The sequence below is a fragment of the Microcystis sp. LEGE 08355 genome, from assembly GCF_015207185.1.
Classification (GTDB): Bacteria; Cyanobacteriota; Cyanobacteriia; order Cyanobacteriales; family Microcystaceae; genus Microcystis; species Microcystis panniformis.
The window spans coordinates 1-2521 of the sequence record NZ_JADEXI010000635.1 but is presented as its reverse complement, the minus strand read 5'-3'; the positions used below and the strand labels follow the sequence as shown (position 1 = coordinate 2521).

Annotated in this window: 4 protein-coding genes and 1 tRNA gene; 1 reads left to right on the top strand and 4 read right to left on the bottom strand. The window is 43.0% G+C overall.

The annotated features are described in order from the left end of the window. Positions 1 to 150: 150 nt before the first annotated feature. Complete coding sequence (locus tag IQ242_RS22245; RefSeq protein ID WP_002751981.1) at positions 151 to 456, bottom strand: DUF3007 family protein; 306 nt, start codon at positions 454 to 456, stop codon at positions 151 to 153. Positions 457 to 476: 20 nt separating this feature from the next. After that, positions 477 to 716: an NAD(P)H-quinone oxidoreductase subunit L gene (gene ndhL, locus IQ242_RS22240; protein WP_002732218.1), complete on the bottom strand. Its 240-nt coding sequence runs from the start codon at positions 714 to 716 to the stop codon at positions 477 to 479. A 172-nt stretch (positions 717 to 888) separates the two neighbouring features. Here ndhL and IQ242_RS22235 point away from each other — a divergent pair. After that, positions 889 to 974, top strand: a tRNA-Leu gene (locus tag IQ242_RS22235). An 87-nt stretch (positions 975 to 1061) separates the two neighbouring features. On the opposite strand, the gene IQ242_RS22230 is transcribed toward IQ242_RS22235, so the two are convergent. Both IQ242_RS22230 and queG read right to left on the bottom strand, forming a co-directional pair. Further along, entirely contained in the window at positions 1062 to 1700 is a 639-nt protein-coding gene (locus IQ242_RS22230) for an HAD-IA family hydrolase (protein ID WP_193961439.1), read from the bottom strand. Then, a partial coding sequence (gene queG, locus IQ242_RS22225) for a tRNA epoxyqueuosine(34) reductase QueG (RefSeq protein ID WP_193961438.1) occupies positions 1690 to 2521 on the bottom strand: 832 nt, incomplete at its 5' end. The genes IQ242_RS22230 and queG, both read right to left, overlap by 11 nt.

The following is a 2521-nucleotide window of genomic DNA, read 5'->3' as shown; positions in this document are numbered from 1 at the left end:
GTTTTACCGATTTTGAGGGGGTCAATTACCTAATTTTCAGGGAAAAAGTCCCGGAATTTCCCCCTGATCACTCCCATATCTGGTACTTTTTGATTGACAAAAAGTCTAAAGATATTATCCAGCAAGGTTTTTAGATTTATTCAGCCAGCCCTATTTAGTTTTTTCTTCTTCAATCTCCCGCTGCATTTGGGCGATTTCTTCGGGAGTCATCGCTTCCAGACGTTTTTTAAAGACGGCATCTTCGTAATCTTTGCGCTGTTGGCCGTAGGTCATATTATCGGTGGCGACTCGAAACAGATAGGTAAAAATCCAACCGATGACACCACCCACCAACACCGCTTGACTCCAAATTCCCGCCGAAGCACTATCTAAACCGGTTTTTTGCAGGATAATGTAGAGGATGCCGCCCATAGCAAACATCCCTATACCGATCCCGATGACATCAATGCGTCTCATGGGTTTTTTGGGTTGATAACTTAAGCTTTTAGGGTACGACGTTGGGGACGGAAGTTAAGAAAAGGACTTAACAACAGCATCCCGGGGAAGAAAAAGCTCATCAGAAAGTACATAAACCCTCTTTCCCAAGAAGATGCCACATACCAGCGCGTGTTGAGGTAGTAGTAGATAACGGCGGGAATGACGAGCAAATACAAGACACTGAGAGATAGGTAGATCAGGGCGATGATAATGGTTTCTTGCGTTAGAATTGATTGCATAAGGATTGATTTTTATCAATGGCTGTCGGTGAACTGCAATTCACCTGCTGATCATTTTACCCTGTCTTTCCCCCTTTGCGGCGATCGAATTGGCGGACTAAAATAATTTGCTGAAAATACTCTTGCCAATTAAATTATTTGTGATATGATAAAAAATTGTCGGTTAAATAACGGGGGCGTGGCGGAATGGTAGACGCTACGGACTTAAAATCCGTTGAGCCTTATAAGCTCGTGAGAGTTCGAGTCTCTCTGCCCCCATCGATCGAATTCTATATTTAAACTGAGTATTGGGTATTTTAGTACAAATGCCCAAACTGCCTTTCCCTGCCCCCAGGAAAAACTTTTTCAGCCAGCCCTATCTAAAATATCCAATAATTCTAGGGGATGATGAATGAGATGATCGGGGTTAAATTGAGTGAGAATTTGAGGGGAATTAAAGCCCCAAGCGACGGCCACCACTTGCACTCGACTTTTTTGGGCAGCAGTAATATCTCTAGTTTCATCGCCGACATAAATCATTTCATCGGGACAGAATTTATTTTGTCGGATCAGGCGATCAATAATTTTGTGTTTGCCGAATAAAGGCGTTCCCGAATAGATAAAATCAAATAAATTTAAGAGTTGATTATTTGCTAAAAAGATGGTGACGTTTTCTTTAGTATTAGAAGTTATTATTCCTAATCTATAGCCTCTTTCTTTAAGATTGGCGAGGCAGTGATGCCAGCCATGGAAGGGTTTCAGACATTCAATTTGTTTATTTAATTCCCGTTTAACTCGATAGAGTAAAAAAGGGATTTTAACGGGGGAAACTTGGGATTGTCTAATAATTTCTTGGGAACTAAGGTTTTTTAGTCTGGCCAAATCTTCCTCGTTGACGGGTTGATAACCAAAATTTTTAGCCAAACGATTGACAATCTCCACGAAAGTATCGTGGGTATCGGCGATAGTACCATCAAAATCGAACACTACTACTTTAATTGTCATCTTGTGCGGGGTGAGGGGAATGAGCTAAATTAGCTTGGGCATTACGTCGCCACTGCTGGGGTTTAATTCGACGCAGGGCTGACGAGATGAAACGACGATCCCACTCCTCTATAGTTAGATTAGCTAATTCATCCAACCTTGGCGAGAGGTTTTCGGGACGAGGTTGAAAATCCTCCACGTCGGTAACTTGGGCAAAACGTTGATTCCAAGGACAGACATCTTGACAGATATCGCAGCCGGCTACCCAACCTTGTAAATTCTTGGCAATTTCTGTAGGCAAAGTTACAGCACGATTTTCGATGGTATGGTATGCAATACAGCGATTAGCATCCACCACAGAGGGACTAACTATTGCTTGGGTGGGACAAGTGCTTAAACAACGGCTACAGGTGCCACAATGGGCGCTATGGGGTCGATCGGGTTCTAAAGGTAAATTAGTTAATATTTCCCCTAAAAAGACCCAACTACCGTAATTGCGGGTAATTAAGTTACCATTCTTGGCAATCCAGCCGATCCCTGCTCTTTGCGCCCAAACTTTATCCTGTACCGGTCCAGTGTCCACATAGTAACGGGTTTGAATTTGCTCCCCCTGACTTTCTAACCATTGACTGAGGGCTTTTAATTTTTTACTTAATACTTTGTGATAATCCCGTCCCCAAGCATAACGGGAAATTTTGCCATGGTTTTGTTCTGGACTGTGTTGCTGGGGGGTGTAGTAGTTAAGAGCGAGACAAATTAGCGATCGCACTTCCGGCCAAAGAGTTTTGATATCCTGTCGTTTCGGGTTAGTCATCCAATCCATATCAGCGTGATAACCCCGC